This is a genomic window from Pantoea sp. OXWO6B1 (genome assembly GCF_001641135.1).
Taxonomy (GTDB): Bacteria; Pseudomonadota; Gammaproteobacteria; order Enterobacterales; family Enterobacteriaceae; genus Pantoea; species Pantoea allii.
In genome coordinates this window covers 82,216-106,413 of the sequence record NZ_LWLR01000001.1, presented here as the reverse complement: position 1 = coordinate 106,413, position 24,198 = coordinate 82,216, and the positions used below count along the sequence as shown (strand labels likewise).

Annotated in this window: 24 protein-coding genes; 19 read left to right on the top strand and 5 right to left on the bottom strand. The window is 56.3% G+C overall.

Features of this window, described 5'->3' with window-relative positions:
- Nucleotides 1-33: 33 nt before the first annotated feature.
- The 17 genes from yihU to A6A26_RS02665 all read left to right on the top strand — a co-directional run bounded on the left by yihU (nucleotide 34) and on the right by A6A26_RS02665 (nucleotide 17,749).
- Nucleotides 34-930: a sulfolactaldehyde 3-reductase gene (gene yihU / locus A6A26_RS02745; RefSeq protein WP_063877384.1), complete on the top strand. Its 897-nt coding sequence runs from the start codon at nucleotides 34-36 to the stop codon at nucleotides 928-930.
- Between the two features lie 22 nt (nucleotides 931-952).
- A complete protein-coding gene (yihT, locus tag A6A26_RS02740) occupies nucleotides 953-1,828 on the top strand; it encodes a sulfofructosephosphate aldolase (protein WP_063877383.1) in 876 nt (291 codons plus the stop codon).
- 14 nt (nucleotides 1,829-1,842) lie between these two features.
- A complete protein-coding gene (gene yihS / locus A6A26_RS02735; protein ID WP_063877382.1) occupies nucleotides 1,843-3,084 on the top strand; it encodes a sulfoquinovose isomerase in 1,242 nt (413 codons plus the stop codon).
- 33 nt (nucleotides 3,085-3,117) lie between these two features.
- On the top strand, nucleotides 3,118-3,960 hold the full coding sequence (locus A6A26_RS02730; protein WP_063877381.1) for an aldose-1-epimerase: 843 nt from the start codon (nucleotides 3,118-3,120) through the stop codon (nucleotides 3,958-3,960).
- Nucleotides 3,961-4,002: 42 nt separating this feature from the next.
- Entirely contained in the window at nucleotides 4,003-6,045 is a 2,043-nt protein-coding gene (locus A6A26_RS02725; RefSeq protein WP_063877380.1) for an alpha-glucosidase, read from the top strand.
- Between the two features lie 29 nt (nucleotides 6,046-6,074).
- A complete protein-coding gene (locus A6A26_RS02720; RefSeq protein WP_063877379.1) occupies nucleotides 6,075-6,968 on the top strand; it encodes a sulfite exporter TauE/SafE family protein in 894 nt (297 codons plus the stop codon).
- Nucleotides 6,969-7,015: 47 nt separating this feature from the next.
- Nucleotides 7,016-8,410, top strand: coding sequence for an MFS transporter (locus A6A26_RS02715; protein WP_063877378.1), 1,395 nt, complete (start codon nucleotides 7,016-7,018; stop codon nucleotides 8,408-8,410).
- Between the two features lie 45 nt (nucleotides 8,411-8,455).
- Nucleotides 8,456-9,892 carry an MFS transporter gene (locus tag A6A26_RS02710; RefSeq protein WP_063877377.1) on the top strand — a complete coding sequence of 479 codons (1,437 nt, stop codon included), beginning with the start codon at nucleotides 8,456-8,458 and terminating at the stop codon, nucleotides 9,890-9,892.
- 295 nt (nucleotides 9,893-10,187) lie between these two features.
- Nucleotides 10,188-10,532, top strand: coding sequence for a glycine dehydrogenase (locus A6A26_RS02705; RefSeq protein ID WP_370513243.1), 345 nt, complete (start codon nucleotides 10,188-10,190; stop codon nucleotides 10,530-10,532).
- A 27-nt stretch (nucleotides 10,533-10,559) separates the two neighbouring features.
- Nucleotides 10,560-10,916, top strand: coding sequence for an SFCGS family glycine-rich protein (locus tag A6A26_RS02700; protein WP_063877375.1), 357 nt, complete (start codon nucleotides 10,560-10,562; stop codon nucleotides 10,914-10,916).
- Nucleotides 10,917-10,919: 3 nt separating this feature from the next.
- A complete protein-coding gene (locus A6A26_RS02695) occupies nucleotides 10,920-11,216 on the top strand; it encodes a DUF4312 family protein (protein ID WP_063877374.1) in 297 nt (98 codons plus the stop codon).
- Between the two features lie 34 nt (nucleotides 11,217-11,250).
- Nucleotides 11,251-12,027: a DUF4311 domain-containing protein gene (locus A6A26_RS02690; protein WP_063877373.1), complete on the top strand. Its 777-nt coding sequence runs from the start codon at nucleotides 11,251-11,253 to the stop codon at nucleotides 12,025-12,027.
- A 13-nt stretch (nucleotides 12,028-12,040) separates the two neighbouring features.
- A complete protein-coding gene (locus A6A26_RS02685; RefSeq protein WP_063877372.1) occupies nucleotides 12,041-12,685 on the top strand; it encodes a DUF4310 family protein in 645 nt (214 codons plus the stop codon).
- Between the two features lie 54 nt (nucleotides 12,686-12,739).
- Nucleotides 12,740-13,873, top strand: a complete 1,134-nt coding sequence (locus tag A6A26_RS02680) for an amidohydrolase/deacetylase family metallohydrolase (RefSeq protein WP_063877371.1) — start codon at nucleotides 12,740-12,742, stop codon at nucleotides 13,871-13,873.
- A complete protein-coding gene (locus tag A6A26_RS02675) occupies nucleotides 13,857-14,972 on the top strand; it encodes a DgaE family pyridoxal phosphate-dependent ammonia lyase (protein WP_063877370.1) in 1,116 nt (371 codons plus the stop codon). The genes A6A26_RS02680 and A6A26_RS02675 overlap by 17 nt, the downstream gene beginning before the upstream one ends.
- 1 nt (nucleotide 14,973) lies before the next feature.
- On the top strand, nucleotides 14,974-15,714 hold the full coding sequence (locus A6A26_RS02670; protein WP_063877369.1) for a 2-dehydro-3-deoxy-phosphogluconate aldolase: 741 nt from the start codon (nucleotides 14,974-14,976) through the stop codon (nucleotides 15,712-15,714).
- A gap of 124 nt (nucleotides 15,715-15,838) precedes the next feature.
- Nucleotides 15,839-17,749, top strand: a complete 1,911-nt coding sequence (locus A6A26_RS02665; RefSeq protein ID WP_063877368.1) for a BglG family transcription antiterminator — start codon at nucleotides 15,839-15,841, stop codon at nucleotides 17,747-17,749.
- Nucleotides 17,750-17,774: 25 nt separating this feature from the next.
- On the opposite strand, the gene A6A26_RS02660 is transcribed toward A6A26_RS02665, so the two are convergent.
- The gene (locus tag A6A26_RS02660; protein ID WP_063877367.1) at nucleotides 17,775-18,674 is read right to left on the bottom strand and encodes a LysR family transcriptional regulator; all 900 of its coding nucleotides are present in this window, start codon (nucleotides 18,672-18,674) and stop codon (nucleotides 17,775-17,777) included.
- A gap of 129 nt (nucleotides 18,675-18,803) precedes the next feature.
- Between A6A26_RS02660 and A6A26_RS02655 the strand changes: the two genes are divergently transcribed.
- The gene (locus tag A6A26_RS02655) at nucleotides 18,804-19,508 is read left to right on the top strand and encodes a pirin family protein (RefSeq protein ID WP_063877366.1); all 705 of its coding nucleotides are present in this window, start codon (nucleotides 18,804-18,806) and stop codon (nucleotides 19,506-19,508) included.
- Between the two features lie 166 nt (nucleotides 19,509-19,674).
- On the opposite strand, the gene dolP is transcribed toward A6A26_RS02655, so the two are convergent.
- Genes dolP through A6A26_RS02635 form a run of 4 tightly spaced genes read right to left on the bottom strand, consistent with a single transcriptional unit; the run spans nucleotide 19,675 to nucleotide 23,256 of the window.
- Nucleotides 19,675-20,247: a division/outer membrane stress-associated lipid-binding lipoprotein gene (dolP, locus tag A6A26_RS02650; protein WP_063877365.1), complete on the bottom strand. Its 573-nt coding sequence runs from the start codon at nucleotides 20,245-20,247 to the stop codon at nucleotides 19,675-19,677.
- Nucleotides 20,248-20,261: 14 nt separating this feature from the next.
- Nucleotides 20,262-20,849: a DnaA initiator-associating protein DiaA gene (diaA, locus tag A6A26_RS02645; protein ID WP_013027345.1), complete on the bottom strand. Its 588-nt coding sequence runs from the start codon at nucleotides 20,847-20,849 to the stop codon at nucleotides 20,262-20,264.
- Nucleotides 20,850-20,863: 14 nt separating this feature from the next.
- Complete coding sequence (locus tag A6A26_RS02640; RefSeq protein WP_063877364.1) at nucleotides 20,864-21,259, bottom strand: YraN family protein; 396 nt, start codon at nucleotides 21,257-21,259, stop codon at nucleotides 20,864-20,866.
- Nucleotides 21,217-23,256 (bottom strand): penicillin-binding protein activator, encoded by a 2,040-nt coding sequence (locus A6A26_RS02635; protein WP_063877363.1) that lies wholly within the window; start codon nucleotides 23,254-23,256, stop codon nucleotides 21,217-21,219. Before A6A26_RS02635 ends, A6A26_RS02640 begins: the two co-directional genes overlap by 43 nt.
- Before the next feature lie 62 nt (nucleotides 23,257-23,318).
- Between A6A26_RS02635 and rsmI the strand changes: the two genes are divergently transcribed.
- The gene (rsmI, locus tag A6A26_RS02630; RefSeq protein ID WP_063877362.1) at nucleotides 23,319-24,179 is read left to right on the top strand and encodes a 16S rRNA (cytidine(1402)-2'-O)-methyltransferase; all 861 of its coding nucleotides are present in this window, start codon (nucleotides 23,319-23,321) and stop codon (nucleotides 24,177-24,179) included.
- Nucleotides 24,180-24,198 lie beyond the last annotated feature (19 nt).

Sequence of the window (24,198 nt, the reverse complement as noted above, 5' to 3'; positions counted from 1 at the left end):
AAATATGACAATCACAGGGTTTGGGAGAGCGCTATGTCGGTAATTGCTTTTATTGGGTTGGGGCAAATGGGCGGGCCGATGGCAAGCAATCTGCTTAAGCAAGGCCATCAGCTCAACGTCTTTGATGTGGATCGTCAGGCGGTCGCGCGGCTGGCCGACAAGGGTGCCCGGGCGGCCGTCTCCGCAGCCGAGGCGGCAACAGGGGCCGAGTTTGCGATCACCATGCTGCCCAACGGCGACTTAGTGCGTGATGTGCTGTTTGGCGACCAGGGGATTTGCACCACGCTGTCACCCAATGCGCTGGTGATTGATATGTCGACGATCCATCCGCTGCAAACCGATCAGCTGATCGGCGAAATGACCGCTCGCGGTTTCAGCATGATGGACGTGCCCGTGGGGCGCACATCTGACCACGCAATAGCCGGAACGCTGCTGCTGCTGGCGGGCGGCACGCCACAACAGATTGAGCGGGCAAGGCCGGTGTTAATGGCGATGGGTGATGCGCTGATCCCTGCCGGCGGGCCTGGCATGGGGATTCGCGTCAAGCTGATCAACAACTACATGAGCATCGCGCTGAATGCGCTTTCTGCGGAAGCGGCGGTGCTGTGTGAAGGGTTAGGACTGTCGTTTGACGTCGCGCTGCAGGTGATGAACGGCACGCCTGCGGGCAAAGGGCATTTCACCACGACCTGGCCCAACAAGGTCCTGAAAGGGGATTGTTCACCGGCCTTTATGATCGATCTGGCCCACAAGGACTTAGGGATTGCGCTGGATGTCGCCAACCAGCTGCATGTACCGATGCCGCTTGGCGCGGCCTCACGTGAAGTTTACAACCAGGCCCGCGCTGCCGGACGCGGACGCGAGGACTGGACCGCCATTCTCGAACATGTTCGCGCCAGCGCGGGCCTTACCACTTCCAACACATTGTGACGCTTACTCAGAGGAAAGAAGCATGACTCATTACACCCTTAACGATATCACCCGACCTTCAGGTGGTTTCGCCATGCTCGCAGTCGATCAGCGTGAGGCGATGCGTTTGATGTTCGCCGCCGCTGGCGCGTCACTTCCGGTCAGCGATCGCGTGCTGACCGAGTTTAAAGTCAATGCCGCCACTGTTTTATCGCCCTATGCCTCGGCGATCCTGGTCGATCAACAGTTTTGTTTTCAGCAAATCGTCGAGCAGCAAGCGGTTGCCCCCGGCTGCGGCCTGATCGTCGCGGCAGATGAATTTATTCCAGGCAATGGCATCCCGGTAGACAGCGTGGTGATCGATAAAAACGTCGATCCGGCGGCGGTAAAGCGTGACGGCGCGAAGGCGCTCAAGCTGCTGGTGCTGTGGCGCAGTGATGAAGATCCGCAGCAGCGTCTTGACATGGTTAAGGCCTTCAACGCGCGCTGCCACAGCCATGGACTGCTCAGCATTATCGAACCGGTGGTGAGACCGCCGCGTCGTGGCGATCGCTTTGATCGCGAGCAGGCGATCCTCGATGCCGCCACAGAATTAGGCAACAGCGGAGCGGATCTCTACAAGGTGGAAATGCCGCTGTTTGGCAAAGGCACACAGTCTGATCTGCTGGCGGCAGCGCAAAAGCTCAACGATCGGATCGCCATGCCGTGGGTCATCCTCTCGTCGGGCATTGATGAAAAATTGTTCCCGCGCGCCGTCCGGGTGGCCATGCAGGCGGGCGCATCGGGCTTCCTGGCCGGGCGTGCCGTCTGGTCTTCCGTCATCGGATTACCTGACACCGACCTGATGTTACGGGATGTCTCCGTCCCCAGGCTGCAACGGCTGGGCGAGATCGTAGATGAAATGATGGCTAAACGTTAAGAGGGCAAAAGCACATGAAATGGTTTAACACATTGAGCCACAACCGCTGGCTCGAACAGGAAACGGACCGAATTCTCGATTTTGGTAAAAACGCAGCGGTACCCACTGGATTTGGCTGGCTGGGAAATACCGGCCAGGTAAAACCTGATATGGGTACGCACCTGTGGATTACCGCACGCATGCTGCATGTCTATGCCGTGGCCGCCTCAATGGGCCGCCCGGGGGCTTACTCACTGGTCGAACACGGTATTAACGCCCTGAATGGCGCGCTGCGCGATAAAAAGTACGGCGGCTGGTACGCCTGCGTAAACGATGAAGGTGTTGTCGATGCCTCCAAGCAGGGTTATCAGCACTTTTTCGTGCTACTGGGCGCGGCCAGCGCGGTCACGACGGGGCATCCTGCTGCCCGTCAGTTGCTGAATGACGCTATCGACGTGATCGAGCGGTACTTCTGGAGTGAAGACGAGCAGATGTGCCTGGAGTCCTGGGATGAAGCCTTCAGCAAAACAGAAGACTACCGTGGCGGCAACGCCAATATGCACGCCGTGGAAGCCTTCCTGATTGTCTATGACGTCACGCACGATAAGAAATGGCTGGACCGCGCCCTGCGTGTCACCTCGGTGATTATTCACGACGTCGCGCGCAACGGTGAGTACCGGGTCAATGAGCACTTCGATACTGACTGGAATCCCCTGCGCGATTACAACAAAGAGAATCCGGCTCACCGCTTCCGGGCTTACGGCGGTACGCCGGGACACTGGATTGAGTGGGGACGCCTGATGCTGCATCTGCATGCTGCGCTGGAGGCGCGCTTCGAAACGCCCCCGGCCTGGCTTATTGAAGATGCGAAAGGCTTATTCCACGCCACCATTCGCGATGCCTGGGCGCCGGATGGCGCAGACGGCTTTGTTTACACCGTGGACTGGGACGGCAAGCCGGTGGTGAGTGAAAGAGTGCGCTGGCCCGTGGTCGAGGCAATGGGCACGGCTTACGCCTTATATACCGTCACGGGTGAAGCGCAATACGAAGCCTGGTACCAGAAATGGTGGGATTACTGCATCACCTACATGATGGATTTCGAGAACGGCTCATGGTGGCAAGAGCTGGATTGCGAAAACAAGGTGACCACCAAAGTGTGGGACGGCAAACAGGATATCTATCACCTGTTGCATTGCCTGGTGATCCCGCGCCTTCCACTGGCTCCGGGTCTGGCACCGGCTGTGGCGGCAGGCTTACTGGACTGTAACGCGAAATAATCCCTAAAAAACCTAAAAACGGGAGTACCAGCTATGCACAGCAGCGGACAAACCCTTGTTCTTCGTGCCGGAGACTATCAGGCAAAAATCGTTACCGTGGGTGCCGGCCTGGCTGAGTTGAGGCACGCTGACCACCACCTGGTGCTCCCACATCCGCCTGAAATCATGCCACTGGCGCATATGGGCAAAGTGCTTATTCCCTGGCCCAATCGCATCGCGAAGGGAACCTGGCGTCATAACGGCAATCTGCTTCAGCTCCCAATCAACGACCACGAAGGGGGCACCGCCATTCACGGCTTGCTGGCCTGGCGTGACTGGCAGATTACCAAACAGACAGACAGCGAGGCGACCTTAACGGTATTTCTGCCGCCCAGTTACGGCTACCCATTTGCATTGCTGTCGCAGGCCACTTACCGGCTCGATGCCGCGCAGGGCCTACAGGTCACCCTCAGCAGCCAGAATGTGGGCAATCAACCCGCGCCTTACGGAGTTGGCTCGCATCCTTATCTGACCTGCAACATGACCCAGGTCGATGACTGCCTGCTTACGCTGCCCGCGGCGATTGCTGAAGGGGATTTTCTTACCCCGCGTCGGCTGGCATCGACGCAGATCGACTGCAGTGTGAACACCTGCACGGCCGGACGCGAATGGGCGGTGCGATTAACCTGCCCACACCAATCACTTTCGGTTTTCTTACGCAGCGATCAACCCTGGCTGCAAATTTACAGCGGCGAAAAACTTGGCCGCACTGGCCTGGCCGCTGAACCGATGAGTTGTCCACCTGATGCGTTCAACTCTGGCATTGATGTGATTTTTCTTGCGCCGCAGGCGCGCCATCACATGACGTTCACGATTGGCTGTGATCGGCTCAAATAACGCCAAACCTTACCTTCTTTATCCTACAACACAGAGGTCAGAATGCACTTACAACATCCTGAGACGGCAGGCGTAACGCTTACTGCCGCCGGTGACGGCTTTTCACTGACTTATCAAAACCGACAGATTATGAGCCACAGCAAGGAAAAACCCTGTCTGTGGATTGGCAACGGCAAGGCCGATATCGATATGTTTCGCGGCAATTTCAGCATCAAAGACCGGCTGAATGAAAAGCTGGCGCTCACAGAGGCGGTGATTACCACCCAGGACACCGGCTGGACGGTACGCTTCTCACGCGGCGAGGTGTTCAGTGCCACGCTGACGATTGGCACGGATGAAAAAGGCCGCCTACAGCTTGCGCTGACAAATGATTCTGGCGGGCTTAATCGTATCTGGCTGAGGTTGTCAGCGCAGGCAGACGATCACATCTACGGCTGTGGCGAGCAATTCTCCTGTTTTGATCTGCGTGGTAAACCTTTCCCACTCTGGACCAGCGAACAGGGCGTCGGGCGCAATAAAAAAAGCGCGGTGACCTGGCAGGCTGACTGTGCCGAGAATGCCGGGGGGGATTACTACTGGACCTTCTTCCCGCAGCCGACGTTTGTCAGCAGCCAGAAGTTCTACTGCCACGTGGATAACAGCGGCTACATGAATTTTGACTTCAGTGCCGCGGATTACCACGAACTGGCTTTCTGGGAAAATAACGCCACATTACGTTTTGAGTGCGCTGACACTTATATTGCTCTGCTGGAAAAAATGAGTGCCCTGTTGGGTCGTCAGCCGGAACTGCCTGACTGGGTTTACGATGGCATCACGCTGGGTATTCAGGGTGGCACCGAGGTATGCCAGCAGAAGCTCGACAGAATGCGGCAGGCGGGCGTGAAAGTGAACGGTATCTGGGCGCAGGACTGGTCCGGCATCCGAATGACCTCCTTCGGCAAGCGCGTGATGTGGAACTGGCAGTGGGACAGCGCGTGTTATCCCCATCTGGACACGCGTATTCAGCAGTGGAAAGCGGAAGGCGTTCAGTTCCTGTCGTATATCAACCCTTATGTGGCCAGCGACCGCAGTCTGTGCGAAGAGGCCGCCCGCAAGGGTTATCTGACCAAAGATGCGGCAGGGCAGGATTACCACGTTGAATTTGGCGAGTTTTATGCGGGCGTGGTCGATCTCACTAATCCGGAGGCATATCAGTGGTTCAAAGGCGTGATCAAAGACAATTTGATTGCCCTGGGCTGTCGCGGCTGGATGGCGGATTTTGGCGAGTACCTGCCGACGGACACCCACTTGCACAACGGCGTCAGTGCCGAAATTATGCATAACGCCTGGCCGGCGCTATGGGCGAAGTGCAACTATGAGGCGCTGGAAGAAACCGGCAAACTCGGTGACGTTCTGTTCTTTATGCGCGCGGGTTATACCGGCAGCCAGAAGTACTCCGTGATGATGTGGGCCGGTGATCAAAATGTGGACTGGAGCCTGGACGATGGCCTGGCCTCGGTGGTGCCTGCCGCCTTGTCACTGGCGATGAGTGGTCACGGTTTGCATCACAGCGACATCGGTGGCTACACCACGCTGTATGGGATGCAACGCAGTAAAGAACTCCTGCTTCGCTGGTGTGACTTCAATACCTTTACCCCGATGATGCGTACCCATGAAGGGAACCGTCCCGGCGATAACTGGCAGTTTGATAGCGATGAAGAAACCATTGCCCACTTTGCCCGCATGTCCACGATCTTCACCACGTTAAAACCCTATCTCAAACAGGCTGTCGCGCAGAACGCCCGCGCCGGGTTGCCCGTTATGCGTCCGTTATTTCTGCACTATGAAGCGGATGCCCGCACCTATGCGCTGAAATACCAATATCTGTTGGGGCGTGACCTGCTGGTTGCGCCGGTCTATGAAGAAGGCCGCCGCGACTGGTCGCTCTACCTGCCCGAAGACCACTGGGTCAACATGTGGACCGGTGAAAGCGTTAACGGCGGTGATATCACCGTCGCCGCCCCGCTGGGCAAACCGCCGGTGTTTTATCGTGCCGACAGCGAATGGCAGCCATTGTTTGCTTCATTAGGGTTAACAGGCAGCTAAACGTTGCCACAGTAGCGGGAGAAAAGATTATGGATTTCTTTACTCTGTTTACACCGGAAGGGCTGGAAATCACCACCGATGTGGTCTGGATCATTATTGCCATTATGTTCCTGTACACCTTTATCGGCATCTGTGCGGGGTTTGGCGGTGCACTGGTTACCATGCCGCTGGTAACCTTACTGCTGCCGGTCAAAATGGCGGCCCCGATGTCGGTCATCGTGGGCACGGCAACCGCGCTGTATGCCGCCTGGCTGTCGCGCAAAGAAACCAACTGGAAGTCAGCCCTGGTGCTGATCCTGTTCTCGTTTGCCGGTATCCCGTTGGGGATCTACGCGCTGTCCAATTTCCCGGATTACATCATGAAAACCGGACTGGGCACCTTCCTGATTCTGTATTCGTTCTACAGCCTGTTTATTCCTCGTCTGCCTGTGTATGACAAAAACTGGATTGTGGTGCCAACGGGCGTGATTGCCGGGGCGCTGGGATCGGCTTTTGCCACCAACGGCCCACCGGTGGTGATCTACGGCATGTTAAGGAATCTGGCACCGGCGGCTTTTCGCGGCACGCTCAATGCGTTTTTCACCGCGAATAACATCGCCATTATTGGCGGCCTGACCACCAGCGGCATGTTAACAATCTCAACAATCAAGCTGGTGATGTTCTGCATTCCCACCATGATCCTGGGATCGTTAGTGGGCCAGTACGTGCACCAACGCATCTCCGTCAGTGCTTTCCGCCTGATGGTGTTTCTCCTGCTGATTGCCTCCGGCTCCATGCTGATTAAGGGCGCGCTGGCTATCCCTGAATGGTGGGTGCTGGTGCCGTCGTTTGGCTTGCTGGCCGTGATGCAGCTGCTGTTTGGCAAAAAAGTGGCGGCTATCCGGGCTGACATTGCGCAGCAGAACCCGTCTAACCCATCCTGAAAAAAGCAGCCTCACTGACTTTCTCAGTGGGGCTGCGGAGATAACTCATGAGCCAGCAACCCCTTCCTTCCGGCAATGAACCGGCAACATTACGCTTGCCCTTTAAAGAGAAAGTCGCCTATGGCATGGGCGATCTGGGTTCAAACATTTTGTTAGATATCGGTACGCTCTACCTACTGAAGTTTTATACCGACGTGCTGGAACTGCCGGGCACCTACGGCGGAATCATCTTTCTGGTTGCCAAGTTTTTTACTGCCTTTACCGATATGGGCACCGGCATCATGCTGGATTCGCGGCGCAGGATTGGCCCGAAAGGCAAGTTCCGCCCCTTTGTGCTGTATGCCGCGTTTCCGGTGACCCTGTTGGCTATCGCCAATTTTGTTGGAACGCCGTTCGACATGACCGGCAAAACGATAGTGGCAACCGTGCTCTTTATGCTCTACGGCCTGTTCTTCAGCATGATGAACTGCTCCTACGGGGCGATGGTGCCGGCCATGACGAAAAACCCTAACGAACGGGCCTCGCTGGCCGCCTGGCGACAGGGCGGCGCAACGCTGGGCCTGCTGATCTGTACGGTGGGTTTTGTCCCGGTGATGAACCTGATGGAAGGAAGCCCGCAGCTGGGCTATATCGTAGCCGCCACGCTGTTTTCGGCGTTTGGGCTGTTTTTCATGTGGTGGTGCTACGCCGGTGTTAAAGAACGCTATGTCGAAAACGCCCCAGCCAGTCCGGCACAAAAGCCGGGCCTGCTGCTCTCTTTCCGGGCGATAGCCGGTAACCGGCCGTTGTTTATCTTGTGCATTGCCAACCTCTGCACGCTCGGGGCGTTTAACGTCAAGCTGGCGATTCAGGTGTACTACACCCAGTACGTTCTGAACGATCCCATTTTGCTGTCATGGATGGGGTTTTTCAGCATGGGATGCATTTTTATCGGCGTGTTCATGATGCCGGGCGCGGTGCGGCGCTTTGGCAAGAAAAAAGTGTATATCGGTGGATTAGTGATTTGGGTTGTCGGTGACCTGCTCAACTATTTTATCGGTGGCGGTTCGGTCAGTTTTGTCGCCTGGTCCTGCCTGGCTTTTTTTGGCTCTGCCTTTGTGAACAGCCTCAACTGGGCGCTGGTGTCCGATACCGTAGAGTACGGCGAATGGCGGACGGGCGTCCGTTCTGAAGGCACGGTTTATACCGGCTTTACCTTCTTCCGTAAGGTATCCCAGGCGCTGGCTGGCTTCTTCCCCGGCTGGATGCTGACGCAAATCGGCTATGTCCCCAACGTCATTCAGTCAGCTGCCACTGTCGAGGGCTTAAAGCAGCTGATGTTTATTTATCCCGGCGCGCTGGCGGTCACCACGATTGTGGCAATGGGCTGCTTCTACAACCTCAATGAAAAAATGTACGTCCGTATCATTGAAGAGATTGATGCCCGTAAACGTCAGCGCTGATTTGGCTCTGTGACTGCGCCGGTCGCGGCGCTAAAAGGATCACTTATGAATACAGGCTCCGATCCCCTCACGCTGAAACTCCCTCTGCGCGAGAAGTTTGCTTACGGCCTCGGTGATTTTGGCTCCAACCTGATGCTGACTATTGGGACGCTTTATTTACTCAAGTTCTACACCGATGAGCTGGGCATGCCAGCCTGGTACGGCGGCGTGATTTTCCTGGTGGCCAAATTCTTCACCGCCGTCACGGATATGTTCACCGGCATTGTGCTGGATTCACGCCGCCATATTGGCACCAGGGGCAAATTCAGGCCGTTTATTCTCTGTTTCTCACTGCCGGTAGCGCTGGTGGCTGCGGCACAGTTTGTTGCTAACGACTTTAGCCTGACGGTAAAGACCACGATCGCGACGGCGCTGTTTATGATGTTCGGCCTGTTTTACAGCCTGATGAACTGTTCGTATGGGGCCATGGTGCCGGCTATCACCAAAAATCCCACGGAGCGCGCTCATCTTGCCGCCTGGCGACAAGGTGGGGCAACGTTGGGATTGCTGGTGTGTACCGTATGCTTTATGCCAATCCAGTCGCTGTTTGTCGGCAAAAGCGCGTTGGGCTATCAGGTGGCTGCCGCGCTCTTTGTGACCTGCGGAATGCTGTGCATGGCCTGTTGTTACCGCGGCGTCAAAGAGCGCTATGTTGAGGTCACGCCAGCCCATCATAAACCCGGCGTAGCAACGGCATTTCGCGCTATCTTTCACAATCCACCGTTACGCGTCCTGTGCCTGGCGAACCTGTGTACCCTGGCGGCGTTTAACATCAAACTGGCCATCCAGGTGTATTACACCCAGTACGTCCTGAATGATGTGCATCTGCTCGCCTGGATGGGCTTTTTCAGTATGGGCTGTATCCTGGTCGGGGTGCTGCTGGTGCCCACAGCGGTAAAACAGTTCGGTAAAAAACAGGTCTACCTGGGTGGGTTACTCCTGTGGGCCGTGGGCGATCTGTGTAACTTTCTCTGGGGGAACAGCTCTCTGCTGTTCGTCATGTTCTCCTGCGTGGCATTTTTCGGCACGGCGTTCGTTAACAGCCTTAACTGGGCGCTGGTACCGGATACCGTAGAATACGGCGAGTGGAAAACCGGTATTCGGGCAGAAGGTGCCTGTTACACTGGCTACACCTTCTTTCGTAAAATTTCTGCCGCGCTGGCGGGTTTTTTGCCCGGCCTGATGCTGACGCAGATAGGCTACGTGCCGAACACCGTACAAAGTAGCGCTACGCTGGCGGGGTTAAGGCAGTTGATCTTTATCTGGCCCTGCACGCTGGCGATTGTCGCGGCGCTGATCATGGGGTTCTGCTACAGGCTCAATGAAGCCCGTTTCGCCCTGATCGTGGCCGCCATTGGCCGACGTAAAAAGCATCGCCTCCAGCCTGCTGTCGACAACCCCGGCGTGAAGCGATTAACAAAACCCTCGAACGCGGCGTCATAAGTTTCTCTGTTAACCCGATCCTCAGGGTTGCTGTTTGTTGGTTTTGTGACGGCTGACCAGCAACCCAAATTTCCGCTTATCCCTCCCGTGCCGTCTTGCCCGTTTTACATCCTATTATTAACTCTCTGTTTCTGTTAACAAAAAAATCATTCCGGCCAGGCGATAGCTGAAGTTTGCGCTACCGATCGCTCACGGGTGCAGGATTTCCACTTTGAAACGGAAAAAGTCCTTCTCCACAGCCGTCCCGTCGCTGGTTAGTTTGGGATCGCGCTAAACGCGTAACGGTAAGCAGACGATGAGTATGTGTAATGGAGCGGTAGCGATGAATGCGTCACAAGACGAACAGCAAACTATTCAGGCCCTGGCGGATCGCGTGATGTCGCAGATTGGGGCGCTTTTTGCTGAGCGATCCATCCAGCCGAATGCCGTGCAGATCCAGATGCTGGCTTCGCATGTGCGGGCCATGGCATTGCGATCCGTGACCGGGGAAAGTCTGCCAGAGGTTGAGGCTGACCTGTTTGACGAAATCTCCAGGGAGTCGATGGCGCTGGCGCAGCAGGTGGTGGATCTGTTTGGCAATTTACCACCAGAAGAAGCCTGGCTGCTCTCCGTCCACTTTGAAGTAGCGAAGAACGACTAATTTTTCAACCGTGAGAGGAACAGACATATGGTAACCGTAGTGATTGGCGATCGTTTAGGTAAAGGACAGAAAGTCGCGGCTGGCGTAGAGAAAGCGGGTGGCCGTGCGGTGGTCGTGCCCGGTGTCGCGGCGGACATGAAGCTGGGCGATGTCATGAAAGCAGAGGCGGCGGATTTTGGTATCTCCTTTTGCGGCAGCGGCGGTGCAGGTGCGATTACGGCGCAAAACAAATATGGCTATAAGGCCAAACACGGCATGCGCTCCGTTGACGAAGGCGTGACCGCCATTAATGAAGGGGCCAACGTGCTGGGCTTTGGCTTTATGGACAAAGAAGAGCTGGGCGAACGTCTGGTTCAGGCCTGGCGCAAAAAACACGGTGGATAAGGAATGAAAGAGACCTTTACAACCTCGGTTGCCGTAAGCGGTAAGGGCGATACCAAAGCGAAAGCCTTTGCAGATGCGCTTAGCCGGGTACAGCACGAAGTCCTGCGCAACGCCAATAAGATTCTGCTGCGCATTGAACCGCAGGACGTAAAGGTGGTGCGTGCGCTGGAACGCGTCACAACTGAAAAATTCCTTTTCTTTTTCCTGGCACGTGAGCGCAGGCACTTCAGCGTCGACCTGGAGGTCACCATCAATGTGACCTGCCTGGACGGTGACAAAGTCGACTTCACCCGCGTGTAAACCTCGCCTCAAACAACTTATATAAGGAAAGAGGATGTTTCTCATCATTTTGCTCAAGTCGTTAATTATCGGCGGCCTTGTGGGCGTCGGTGTGGGTGCAGGTGCCGCCCGCATGTTCCATGCGCCGACGACACAAGGTATGGGCGCATTTCGCACACTGGGTGAACTCAACTCCTGTGAAGGCGATCCTGCCTCTCACTTCTCTTTTGGGTTGGGGTTCTTCTTTAATGCCTGGGCTTCCTCTGTGGCGGCTGGCGCGTTCACCCAGGATGTGGATCACCGCATCATCCCCAACTGGGGCGCGGCGGCAATCATGGTCAAAAACCGCAATGTCGCGCAAACGCTGCACGATCCTAAAAAGATGGCTATCGCCTGCGGCATCATCGGCATGGTGGTGGTGGCTTTTCTCAACTCGACCGCCTCTGCTGTGCCAGCGGCCCTGCAGGTCACGGCGGTGAAGGTCCTGGTGCCGGCAGCCAATCTGCTGGTTAACACCGTCATGCCGGTGATCTTCTGGCTGGCAGCGATTGATGCCGGTAAAAAATCGGGCTTCTGGGCCACTATCTTTGGCGGTCTGGCACAGCTGATTATGGGCAATGCCGTACCGGGCCTGGTGCTGGGCATTTTGATTGGGAAAGGGGTTGAAGAGAGCGGCTGGAACAAAGTGACCAAAGTCATGATGAGCGCCATCGTCGCCTTGTTTGTCCTCAGCGCCTTCTTCCGCGGTTTCGATATGAAGATGCTGCAATCCTTCCAGCTTGGCATTCCTGGCTGGCTCGACAGTATTCATAACAGCCTGAGCGGCAAATAACGGAGCATCTGCAATGGAAGAATCAAACAAAGGTTTCTGGTATGCCGACTGGTCGTTCCCGATTTTTGTCGGTTTGCTCTCCTCCGGCGTGTTTGCCGGAACCCATATGTACTACCTGTACGGCATCGGGGCTTTCAACGAGGTGGCTTTCGTCTCTATGTTACGCGCGGGCATTGATACGGGGGTTTATGGTGAGGTTGCCGCTTTCGGTGCCAGCTTTTTGTTCGCCCGTATCATCGAAGGATCGCTGGTCGGGATTCTGGATATCGGCGGGGCGATTCAGACCGGCGTCGGGCTGGGCGTGCCCGCGCTGCTGCTGGGCGCGGGTTTTGTCTTCCCGGTTGCGAATTTTGCGGCTTCGCTGGTCACCGGTCTGGTTATTGGCGTGGCGATAGGCTACGTCATCATTCTGGCGCGTAAATTCACCATTAATCAAAGCAACAGTACCTATGGTGCGGACGTGATGATGGGCGCGGGCAATGCATCAGGACGCTTTCTGGGGCCGCTGATTATTCTGGCTGCCATGGGTGCCTCGATCCCGATTGGCCTCGGTTCACTGCTGGGCGCGCTGGTGTTCTATCTGTGGAATAAACCGATCACCGGCGGGGCGATCCTCGGCGCGATGATCCTTGGGGCGATTTTTCCGGTCGCGATCTGATCGCGGCGATGCCCGATCGGTTCAGGCCGATCGGGCGAGCCAAAGGAGGTTTCTATGTACGATCTGATTCTGCGTCGGGCACGTTTGCCGGATGACAGTCTGATCGATATCGCCATACGCGACGGTAAAATTGCCGAGGTGGGTGAGGTGAGCGGCAGGGCAACAGTGGAAAAAACGCTGGCGGCGGACTGTTATCTTAGCGCTGGCTGGATCGATTCGCATGTGCACTGCTACGCCAACTCGCCGATCTATCACGATCACCCTGACCACGTCGGTGTGGCGTGCGGTGTAACCTGCGTTGTGGATGCTGGCAGTACAGGGGCAGACGACATCGATGATTTCTGGCAGATCACGCGGGCGGCCACCACCCAGGTTTACGCCCTGCTGAACATCGCCCGCACCGGCATTGTTACCCAAAATGAACTGGCGGATATGACGCAGATTGATCGCCCGGCCATAGCCGATGCGGTGCGGCGTCATCCTGACTTTATTCTGGGGTTCAAAGCCCGAATGAGCAGCAGTGTGGTGGGCGAAAACGGCATCACGCCGCTGGTGCTGGCAAAGGCGATTCAGCAGGAAAATGGCGACCTGCCCCTGATGGTACACATTGGTAACACTCCCCCGAACCTGGATGAAATCGCCGCGTTACTGACCTCCGGTGACATCATCACCCATTGTTACAACGGCAAGCCGAACCGCATTCTGACGCCCGAAGGGCAGCTCCGTGCGGCGGTGAAAAATGCGCTGGCGCGGGACGTGCGCCTTGATGTCGGCCACGGCAGTGCCAGCTTCAGCTTTGAGGTGGCACGCGCGGCGATAGCGCAGGGCATTCTGCCGCACAGCATCAGTTCGGATATCTACTGCCGCAATCGCCTGAACGGGCCGGTTTATACCCTGGCGCACGTGATGTCGAAATTTTTCAATGTGGGGATGACGCTGCCGCAGATTATTGCCTGCGTAACTCATCAGGCGGCCAGCGGGCTGAGATTGCACAGCAAAGGCAGTATCCAACCCGGCTATGACGCCGACTTTACCCTGTTCAGCGTGGCGCAGGAACCCGTGTCATTTGTGGATACGGAAGGGCTGACCGAACAGGGCGATCGCCAACTTATTCCACTGGCGGCTATCGTCGCTGGTGAGTGCTGGATGACGGAAGAAGGGAAAAAACACAATGTCTTCACTGTATGAGAAATATGGCCTGAAACAGGTCATTAATGCCTCTGGGCGCATGACCATCCTTGGCGTGTCCACACCGGCCCGCGACGTGGTTGAGACGGTTGAGTACGGCCTGGAGCACTATTTTGAAGTCAAGGATCTGGTCGATAAGACCGGCGCTTACATTGCCAGGCTGCTGCAGGTAGAAAATGCGCTGGTGGTATCCTGTGCCTCAGCGGGCATCGCCCAGAGCGTGGCGGCGGTGATTGTAAAAGACGATGACTGGCTGCTGGATAACCTGCACACGGCACCGCTAACCGTAGCGCATGACATCGTGGTGCCGAAAGGCCATAACGTGAATTACGGCGCGCCCGTCGGCAGCATGATCGCGCTGGGCGGCGGTCGGGTTGTGGAGGCCGGCTACAGTAATGAGTGCTCTCCACAGCAGCTTGCCGCCGCGATCACCGCCCAGACGGCGGCCATTCTCTATGTGAAGTCGCATCATTGCGTGCAAAAGAGCCACCTGAGCGTCGCGCAGGCGGCAGAGGTGGCACGTAAGCATGGCGTGCCGCTTATCGTGGATGCCGCCGCAGAAGAAGATCTGCAGTGTTATTACCAGGCGGGTGCCGACCTGGTCATTTACAGCGGAGCCAAAGCCATCGAAGGCCCTACCAGCGGCCTGGTTATCGGGAAGCATCAGCTTGTTGAGTGGGTGAAGCGCCAGAGCAACGGCATTGGTCGCACCATGAAAGTCGGTAAAGAGGGCATTCTGGGACTGACGCAGGCGATTGAGTCCTACCTGACCCAGCCAAAAACCACCGGCGCGCAGATGGTGGAAAAAATGACGCCTTTTATCAACAACCTCAACGGGCTGAACGGCGTGAGCGCCCGCGTTGTGTGGGATGCCGCCGGACGTGACATTGCTCGTGCAGAAATTCACTTTGATGAGCGCGCGATCGGGCACCAAACCGGCGACCTGGTGCAGGCCCTGAAAAACGGTGATATCGCCATTTACTTCCGTGGCTACAAGGCCAACGAAGGCATTATTGAGGCCGACGTGCGCAGCGTCAGTGCTGACCAACTGCATATTATTTTCACCCGCATTCAGGCGCTGTTAACAGGAGAAAAATAGCATGACGCTCACCCCAAATTTTTATCAGGACCGCCTGTGCCTTAACGTGCTGGCAGGCTCAAAAGAGAATGCCCGCGCTATCTGGCAGGCCGCAGAAGGGCACGTCCTGGTTGGCGTATTATCAAAAAATTACACCAGCAACGACGCCGCTATTGCGGATATGCGCGAATACGCCGCGCTGATTGATAACGCGCTGTCCATCGGTCTGGGGGCGGGCGATCCTCGTATGTCGCAGAGGGTGAGTGAGATTGCAGCGGTGCTGCAGCCGCAGCACGTCAATCAGGTGTTCACCGGCGTGGGCACCAGTCGTGCGCTGCTCGGTCAGTCACAAACGGTGGTCAACGGGCTGATTTCGCCCACCGGGACGCCGGGTAAAGTGAAGATTTCCACCGGGCCGCTCAGCTCACAGGCCAGCGACGGCATTGTGCCAGTCGATACCGCGATTGCGCTCCTGAAAGACATGGGCGGCAGTTCCGTGAAGTACTTCCCGATGGGCGGGCTGGCGACGGCAGAGGAGTTCCGCGCTGTCGCCGAAGCCTGTGCGAAGCAGGATTTTTGGCTGGAACCCACGGGCGGGATTGATCTGCAAAACGTCGGGCCGATCCTGCGCATTGCCCTGGATGCTGGCGTAAGCAAAGTCATTCCCCATGTTTACAGTTCGATCATCGACAGCGCCAGTGGTGAAACCCGCGTAGAAGACGTGCGTCAGCTACTGGCCATCTGTAAAGGTCTGCTGGACTGAGTCCAGGCCTGTGCGCCGCTTCATGGACGTGATGACGGCGCACAGGCATGATAACGCTGCCGTCTGTTTTTGGCAGTCTGGCGTTTACCTCGTCCTTGTTAATGGCTGCAGCAGGTAACCCAACGTGAGATTTCCTAACCAGCGCCTTGCGCAACTGTTTGACGCGTTGAAAAACGAAACGCTGCCCCAGGATGAACTGGCGCGGCGCTTCGCTGTATCAACGCGCACCGTACGAACGGATATCACCGCGCTTAACGCCTTGCTACAGGAGCATGGGGCGCAGTTTGTGTTGAATCGCGGGGCGGGTTACCAGCTTAAAATTAGCGATGTGCAGCGTTTTAACGTGCTGCAACAGCAAACGCGCGCACCGCTGCGGGTGCCGCGTACTTCACACGACCGAATCCGCTACCTGCTGGTGCGCTTTCTGACCGCTGCTTATTCGTTGAAGCTGGAAAACCTGGCGGAGGAGTGGTTTGTCAGCCGTGCCACGCTGCAAAATGATATGGCCGACGTGCGCGACTGGCTCGGGCGTTATCAGTTGAGCATCGAAAGTAAGCCCCATCACGGCATGAAACTGTTTGGCAGTGAAGTGGCGATCCGCACTTGCTTAACCGATCTGCTGATTCAGATCGAGCAAGAGCAGCCGGACAGCCCATTGATTGTGCCGGAATCGCTGGAAAACGGCCTGCTGGACACTCTGCAGCCGCTGCTGCAAAGCAGCTTTACCCAGCACAATATCCGCCTTAGCGATGAAGGCGAGCGCTATTTGCGCTTTTACTGCGCGGTGGCGATACGTCGTATCAATGAAGGCTACCCATTGAGCGATCCCCAGGCGGAAGAGATCGGTGATGACGTGCGCGAGTCGGCGCAAACCCTGATTCATGCGCTGCGGCCGCTCATCGCAAAACCCATTTCTCCGGCGGAAGAGAGCTGGCTGCGGGTAAATATCGCCGCCCGACGTATTCAGGACATTGCCCCCAGCGCCATTAATGCGGACGATGCGGATGCGCTGGTCGATTATCTGCTCAGTTTTATTAACACCCATTACTATTACAATCTCCAGAACGATCCACAGCTCCGGGCCGATCTGCTGACCCACATTAAAACCATGATCACGCGGGTGCGTTACCAGATCCATATCCCCAATCCCCTGTTAAGCAACATCAAACAGCATTATCCGATGGCCTATGACGTGACCCTGGCGGCGGTGTCCAGCTGGGGCAAATACTCGCCCTATACCATCAGCGAAAATGAAATTGGCTTTCTGGTGCTCCACATCGGCGTCGGGCTGGAGCGCCATTATGATGTGGGCTATCAGCGTCGCCCTCAGGTATTGCTGGTGTGCGACAGCGGCAACTCCACGCTCCGCATGATAGAAGCCATGCTGATGCGTAACTATCCGCAGTTGCAGGTCACCCAGTGCCTGTCGCAGCGTGAATATGAAGCCCGTCAGCGCATCGAAGAAGATTTTGTAATTTCCACCACGCGGCTGAGTGAAAAAGAGAAACCGGTTGTCGTGGTGGCACCTTTCCCCACGGAATTTCAGCTGGAGCAGATAGGTAAGCTGGTGCTGGTCGATCGCACCCGACCCTATATGTTGGAGAAATTTTTTGATGCCCGTCATTTCAGGATTATCGACGAACCGATGACCCAGTCTGCGCTGTTCCGGTTATTGTGCCATCAGCTGGAAGCGGAAGGCGTGGTGGACGACGCGTTTTATGCCTCCGTCGAGGAGCGTGAAGCCATCGTCAGCACCATGTTGGGTGAGGGCATTGCGCTACCGCACTCGCTGGGCCTGATGGCGAAAAAAACGGTCGTCTATACCGTTCTGGCCCCGCAAGGTATTCCCTGGGGAGACGATACGGCTTACGTGATATTCCTGCTGGCGATCAGCAAAAACGAGTATGAAGAAGCGATGGCTATCTACGACCTGTTTGTGACGTTTATGCGCGAGCGGGCCATGACGCGTTTACGTGACAGCAGCGACTTTGCCTGTTTTAAAACCGTCGCGCTGGACTGCCTGAGTCGACTGTAAACATCAGGGGATCGTTCTCGTCAGGTTAATTTTTCTTTGCCAGCAGGCGGGGGATTTCGCGCAGGCACCAGGCTTTTGCTTCCCCCATGCTGTCACGCCGCCATGCCATGATGATATCGACCTCGCGGGAATACTCCGGGCTGACCACCCGCAAGCGTCCCTCTGCAATGTCCTGTTCCACCATGTTATAAGGCATGGTTGCCACGCCCAAACCAGCCAGAAGCGCGCGACGTTTATCATCCATCGTACTGACGGTCAGGCGCTGTTGCTTATCCAGCAGTTGCACGGTCAGAACCGGGCGCTCACGGGCCGTATCCGCCACGGCAATACCGCGATATTTCACCCGCGTGACTTCTGAAAGCGGCTCAGGTTCGTCGTGGATCGGATGGTCCGGGCTGGCAACGTAAACGCTGATGATGCTGTAAAGTTTGCGGGTGTTAATCTCGGTAGAGGCGCGAAAATGCATATCCGGTGCAATTACGATATCGGCCCGCCCCTGTTCCAGCCTTTCCCATGCCCCCGCCAGGACTTCTGTCATGATGGAAATCTGCGTGTTGGCCTTGTCAGCCAGCTTAGTGACTAACGGAAACAGTGCATCGGTGGGGATTAATGCTTCCGTGACGATGGTCAACTGGGTTTCCCAGCCGCGCGCCAGTGCCTCGGCATCGGTAGTGAGTTTATCGGCGGCTTCCAGCAAAACCCGACCGCGCTCAAGCAGCATTCTTCCTACATTGGTGAACTTGGTACGGTGGCCTGAGCGGTCAAACAGGACCACATCCAGCTCTTCTTCCAGTTTCTGCATGGTGTAGCTGAGCGCCGAGGGCACGCGCCCTAACTCATCGGCGGCGGCGGCAAAGCTGCCACGGCGATCGATAGCATCCATCACACGCAATGCTTCGAGGGTTAACGCACGATCTTTAGCCATCCCGGTTCTCTGTCAGGAAATTTGAATATGCCGGGCAGATTAACTGGCTAACAATCCGGCGTCCAGACTTTTACCATAAAGGAATCATACCCGTCGTCGATCCTTGCCGACGGATGCAGGAGGTAAAGAATGATTACGACACGCAGTGCATCCGCTTGTGGTCAGGCCGATTACGGTTGGTTACAGGCGCGCTACAGTTTCTCTTTTGGCCACTATTTCGACCCCAAATTGATGGGTTATGCCTCCTTACGCGTTTTAAATCAGGAAGTTCTGGCACCTGGCGCGGCTTTTCAGCCGCGCACCTATCCACAGGTGGATGTGCTGAACATCGTTTTGCAGGGAGAGGCGGAATACCGTGACAGCGAAGGCAATCACATCACCGTGAGTGAAGGTGAGGCGCTGCTCCTCTCTGCGCAGCCTGGCGTGAGCTATAGCGAACTTAACCCGAGTAAAGATCGCCCGTTAACGCGCATGCAACTCTGGCTGGCAGCCTGCCCGGAACGTGAAAACCCGCGTATGCAGAAAATCACCCTGTCTGGCGGAACGCGTTCACAGTTGCTGGCTTCCCCCGATGGCAGCGACAACAGCCTTCAGCTGCGACAGCAGGTCTGGATTCATCAGCTTGAGCTGGCAGCAGGGGAACAACACCTGGTGCCGCTTCAGGGCGCGCGCGCCTATCTGCAATCCATCCACGGCGCGTTAGAGGCCTCAGCGGGTGCTGCGCATCATGAACAGTTGGGCTGTGGTGATGGGGCATTTTTGCAGGAAGAGCAGCAGCTGTGGCTGTCGGCAATAACGCCGACCCGCGCGCTGGTGATTGATATCCCGGTCTGATGCTTCTCTGGTGATGGCAGCGGATAACACCGCTGGCTGAGCGCGGTGTTCAGCCGTACGGCGAGCCGGTTAACGTTTGTTTGCCATATAAAAAAAGCCGCAACCCGAAAGGGTGCGGCTTTTCTGTGTGCGGCAGCAGCAGGTCTGGACAGCGGCTAACGCAGCGTTATTTCACCATCGTGAAGGCGGTAGTGACGTGTTTCACGCCGCTGACCCGGCTGGCAATATCTGCGGCGGCTTTGGCTTCGTCTGGCGTCACCAGGCCTAACAGGAACACTTCACCGTTTTCCGTGGTGACTTTCACACTTGACGATTTCACCTGATCGCTGCCCAGCAGCTGCGAACGGATCTTGGTGGTGATCCAGGTGTCAGACGATGAGGTGCCAAGGCTGACTTTCGGCCCAATCCGAATTTCGTTATAGACTTCAGTTGCGCCGTCAACGCCCATGGTGATCTGTTTCGCGCGGTTGGCAATGTCCTGACTAGGTGCCTGACCGGTTAACAGCACTTTGCCCTGATAGGCGGTGGCAATGACGCGGGCATCGGTTTTGATTTGCTGATCTTTTGCCAGCGCGTTGCTGACGCGTAATTCCAGCGTGCCATCATCAACCTGCGTCCCGACTGAGCGGGGATCGGTGGCGGTTTTGGTCGCAACAGCGGCGCTACCAGCAACCACCGCGACGCAGCCTTGCAGCAGCATGGCGGTTAAAACAATGGCTACAGCGTTCAATGCTTTCATTGGTGCTCCTTCCGTCATTCCTGGTGGGGAAACAAGGTGTTATCAATCAGATCGCACAAACAGTTGAGTGTTAACATATGCATCTCCTGAATGCGAGCACTGCGATGTGAAGGAATACGAATTTCCACATCCTGCGGTCCCAGCAATCCGGCTAATTCGCCCCCATCATAACCGGTAAGCGCAACGATAGTCATATCGCGCGTGACGGCGGCTTCAACCGCCTTCACGATGTCCCGTGTATTTCCTCGGGTAGAGATGGCCAGCAGCACGTCGCCGGTTTGTCCCAGCGCACGCACCTGTTTGGCATAGATCTCGTCATGCAGGCGATCGTTACTGATTGCCGTCAGCATCACGTTGTCCGCACTCAATGCCAGTGCGGGCAGGCTGGGGCGTTCGGTTTCAAAGCGGTTGATCATGCTGGCGGCAAAGTGCTGAGCATTGGCTGACGACGCGCCATTACCACAGCTCAGTATCTTGTTACCGTTAAGAAGTGACTGCACCATTGTCATCGCTGCCCGCGAAATGGCATCGGGTAACGCCTCTGCAGCTGCGATTTGAGTTTGAATACTTTCGGTAAAACACGCTTTAATTCTTTCCTGCACACGACCACCTGGTTCTAAACGTCTGCATTAAAGGCATTCGGCAACCACTCAAGCGCCGTGCCGGTAATGGCAATGATGTCGAAACGGCAATTCACTGTTTCAAAACTGCCGCCGCGTTGCGCCAGCCACAGAGAGGCGGCACGCAGCAGCTTGTGTTGTTTCTGTCGGGTAATGCTGGCCAGACTGCCGCCGAATCGGGCGTTACGTCGGTAACGCACTTCGACAAACACCCAACATTGTCTGTCTCGCATTATCAGGTCAAGTTCACCTGCGCGATAGTAAACATTGCTGGCGACCCATGTTAACCCCGCCCGCTCAAGATAGCGGCGGGCGAGTTGTTCATGCTCGGCCCCCGTACGGCGGCGGTTTAGCTGGCCGGTACGATATTGCCCTGGCGATACTGGTTCCATGTCAACTTCCTGTTGATCACACAATCAGTGGTGGCGCTCAGCTTACCGGTATTGCCGTCGAGCGAGAAGCCCGGTACCTGACGCATCTGGTTGAAGTGGTTAGCCAGCGTCCAGGCATCAATCCCCATTGCGTACAGGCGCACCAGCGAATAGTCGTTATTAAACGATTTTGCGGCCTGCTGCATCAACGCCGGGTTAGCGCCAGACAGCAGAGGAATATCACTGAACTGCAGTCCTTCCATTTCCAGTCGGAAATCCGGGCCTGCTCCCGCCTGCGCGCTGCGCGAACTGGCATAGAGCGCAACGTTACTACGGCTACCGGTACGCATGCTGATCATCGGTTTAATCAGTTGCAGTTCATCCTGAGTCGAGACGATGTAGGCGGCATCTATCGCACCGCCACTGCTGGCTGCCGGAGCAGTAGTTTGAGGTGCCGGAATATTCAGCCCTGCAATGGATACGCTTTGCGGCTGAGAAGACGATGGCATGACAACCGGCGTACCGCTCATGCTGATACCGGCACCGCTGTTAATGCCTTGCTTGAGCTCTGAAACAGAACCAAAGCGCTGCTGAAGCACGGTGCTGCCACCCAGCGACTGCCACTCTTTTGTAAAGGCTGCCGTCACACGATCACCCAGACCATTACGCGGAACTAACAGCAGCGGCTGACGTTTACCCTGATCCCAGATGTGGTGCGCAGCATCGCGCGCTTCATCTTCGGGCGACAGCGCAAAATAGCACATATTGGGGTGGTTCTGGATTTGCTCTGGCTCGTTCAGGGCCAGTACATTCAGCGGTGTCTGGCTGTTCGCGACGGATTCAACATTGTTTTTCAGCAGCGGTCCGACGACCAGTGTGGCACCGTCCTGCTGGGCCTGCTGCATCACCTGCGCGACAGGCTGGCTGCTGGTGTCATAAACCTTCACCTGGGCATTGCTGGCCGGTTCGGCAGCGGGCTGTTGCTGCGGTTGGGGCTGCTGTTGCGTCGTGGCCGGTTGCTGCCCGTTGCTGGTCTGCTGCGTTGCCGCAGGATTTGCTGACGGGCTGACGACCGCGTTCGCATCAGCAGGCTGCTGCTGATTCATCGCGATAGGATCTTGTGCACTGCCCGGCGTCGCCTGTGGGGCGGTCGCAAGGGTACCGTTTTTCGCGTCGTTAAACCCTTTCTGGATAGCACTGGCGAACATTTGTGCCTGACCGTTCAAGGGCAGCAGCAGCGCGATAGTGCTGGTCGAGGCTTTGGTGAAGTTCTGCGCCTGGCTCAGTTGGGTCGGTAGGGTTTTTGCCGCAGGGTTATCCGGATAGCGCGTCTGCCAGTCTTTGATAGCTGACTTCAGCATAGTGGCATCCTGGGCATTAGCATGCCAGGTCGTCAGCAGATCCAGCCAGCCCTGCAGAATGTTTTCATCGGCATTAATCACCAGCGAATTCATATCCTGCTGCGACAGTTGGGTCAGCGCCTGCCAGGTTGCATCAATATTCTTTTGGCGGTCATCACCTTTCAGCAATGGCTCCTGCGCAATATAGGCGCGAAGCAGGGCCAGGGATGTTTTACCCTGCGCGCTGGCAATCTGTAAACCGAAGTAGCGGGCCAGCTGATCCTGAGACAGCTCACTGGTTTTCACCTGACTCAGGACCTGTTGAGCATCGGCAATCTTTTGCTGTCCAATCTGCGACTGGGCCTTCAACAGCAGTAATTCTTGCTGCTGTTTATCGGAAAGCTGAGCAGGCAGTTCATCGATGGCCTGCGCAGCCTGAGGATATTTTCCTTCTTTCAGCAGGGCGCGGATTGCGAGTAATTGCCAGTCGGTCTTGCTATCATCGCTGCTTTGCTGCACCTGCTGCAGATAGTAGGCAGAATTATTGGTAACGGGTCCCTGAATATCTACGGACTGGCTTTTGGGGCCCTGGCCGCTACACGCGGCTAAAATCAGACCAGCAAGAAGGACAGGCACAAAGCGTCCTGCTTTATGACGAACGATTTTTGAAGGAAGCATACTGTATCCAGTGATGTTTTTTTCAAGATGCTCAATATTAAATCGGCAATTCGGATGAAACAATGAAACAACTCGATCGGGCAGACATTTCCGCCAGCACGCTCTACATCGTGCCAACCCCAATAGGTAATTTGGCTGACATTACCCAGCGGGCGCTAGCGGTACTTTCCAGCGTCGATCTGGTCGCAGCGGAAGATACACGTCATACCGGACTGTTGCTACAACATTTCGCCATCAATGCGCGACTCTTCGCACTTCATGACCACAACGAACAGCAGAAAGCAGAAATCTTGCTAACCAGGCTGCAACAGGGAGAAAGCATAGCTCTGGTTTCGGATGCTGGCACGCCGTTAATCAACGATCCAGGTTATCACCTGGTCCGCCGTTGCCGTGAGGCCGGGATTCGCATCGTTCCTTTACCTGGTGCCTGTGCAGCGATAACAGCATTAAGCGCAGCGGGATTGCCGTCTGATCGTTTCTGTTACGAAGGGTTTCTGCCCGCCAAAACCAAGGCGCGTTGTGATGCCCTGCGGGCGCTGGCTGAAGAGCCGCGCACCCTGATTTTTTATGAGTCCACGCACCGTTTGCTGGACAGCCTGCAGGACATGGTGACGGAACTGGGTGCCGACCGCTATGTGGTGCTGGCGCGCGAGTTGACGAAAACCTGGGAAAACCTGAATGGTGCGCCGGTGGGTGAGCTCCTGGCCTGGGTGAAAGAGGATGAAAATCGCCGTAAAGGTGAGATGGTGCTGATTGTTGAAGGCCATCATCCCGACGAAGAGGCGCTTCCCGCGGAAGCCCTGCGCACGCTGGCGCTGTTACAGCAGGAACTGCCGTTGAAAAAGGCAGCAGCGCTGACGGCGGAGATCCACGGGGTGAAAAAGAATGCGCTCTATAAATACGCGCTGGAGCAACAGGCATAAGCCTGGCGCGTTGCCTGCG